Annotated in this window: 1 protein-coding gene and 2 pseudogenes; all 3 read left to right on the top strand. The window is 52.9% G+C overall.

Annotated features, from left to right (window positions below; translation table 11 throughout):
- Window positions 1-220 (top strand): annotated as a pseudogene (locus tag H5U08_RS18565) (hypothetical protein); the annotation flags it as partial.
- A gap of 38 nt (window positions 221-258) precedes the next feature.
- Window positions 259-489 (top strand): annotated as a pseudogene (locus H5U08_RS19960) (hypothetical protein); the annotation flags it as partial.
- Window positions 490-810: 321 nt separating this feature from the next.
- The coding region (locus tag H5U08_RS18560; RefSeq protein ID WP_297036569.1) for a hypothetical protein at window positions 811-1487 on the top strand (677 nt) is incomplete at its 3' end.

Below are 1487 nucleotides of genomic sequence, written 5' to 3'. Positions count from 1 at the left end.
GCATAACGGGATCGACACGGGGCGTTTTGAGACAATTGAGATTGGCTGTGAGACGTGGATTGGGGAACGTGCGGTCATCATGGCGGACGTTGGGGCGAGATGCATTGTTGGGGCTGGAGCTGTCGTGTGCCAGCCTATACCGGATGGGACAGTGGCAGTAGGGGTGCCGGCAAAAGCTGTGCGATCACTCGATAGCGATACCGGGAAAAAGAGTTCATAATAGCTTGAGGGATTGATGGGCGAAAATAATCAGCATAAATGGGAACGTTCATAGACGTGATAGTGAAGGAATATAAGGCGAATCTAATACTGAACATACCGCCCAGTTGTGTAGGTGAGTCACTTCGCATTCCTTTCCGCTGGGGTGTGCCGGTCCCCAAGGGACGTATTGCGGAACCGTTGACTGCTTCTGTTTCTGGAGAGGGTCTATGTGACTGCGGCTGTCATGTCGAGACTCTGGCGAGGTGGCCGGATGGCTCGAGTCGTTGGGTTGCTGTCGAGGGAGTGTTGAGCCTATCGCGGGCGGAACAGACGAGGCAGGTGGTTAGTATTGCTTTAAGACCAACGCCTGAAAACCGTCTCCGGGTTGGTGAACGAGCGCAGCTCTCAAGCGAGAACGGTTCTATTATACAGGTAGATAGTGGACGCCTGCTTATAGGACGACGGCATTTGCGTGTAAGTGCGTCGATTTACATAAAAGATGCAAGAACACGGCGGATTCCCTTGGAGATCACGGGCTGTGAACCAGGGAATAGTGGGGGCCCGGTTGAGAAAGTAGTCGTTCGCGGCCGATTTAAGACGAAGCGACATGTGACATTTATTGCACATATAACCCACTATGTGCCAGCTCATGCGACGCTGATCACGTTCACGCTCCGCAACAGTAGGCGGGCGCGGCATCGCGGGGGGCTTTGGGATCTGGGGGATCCTGGGTCGGTGCTGCTTGGAGAGTTCGGGCTCGACATTGAATTACCGGCAGTAATCCGCACATGGCATTGGGCTGATGGTTCACATTGCTCATCTGTGGACTCGATACCCATCCAGGACTATGATAGTCACGATAGTGATGAATTCGGGGAACGGTGGTCCATAATTCAGGCATCGAGCGGTGGGGAAAACTGGCACAGTGTAAATCATATCGATGCCAGGGGACAGGTACGATTGCCGCTTCGGGGGTACGTTTTACGGTTCGGCAAAGAGGAAAAAAGAGGTAATCGCATTTTACCGCTGTGTGTAGCTGAGACTGACCACGGACCAATAGCCCTGACAGTCCCTCGGTTTTGGGAGGAATTTCCCAAGCGAATAGCCGTCTCCAAAAGATCTATTCAAATAGGTCTTCTGGCCGGGTATGAGGGGCAGATCCATGAGCTGCAAGGAGGGGAACAGAAAACGTTTAAAGTATGGATTATTCAACCGGATGGTGAATTGAGAGAGACAGGCGTACTAATACGGCAGTTAGCGGGCCTGTGCTCTTCGGGGGTCGTTCC

This window comes from Thermogutta sp., assembly GCF_014359955.1.
GTDB lineage: Bacteria > Planctomycetota > Planctomycetia > Pirellulales > Thermoguttaceae > Thermogutta.
Note: the sequence above shows the minus strand (reverse complement) of the source record. Positions and strands in the feature narration are given on the sequence as shown.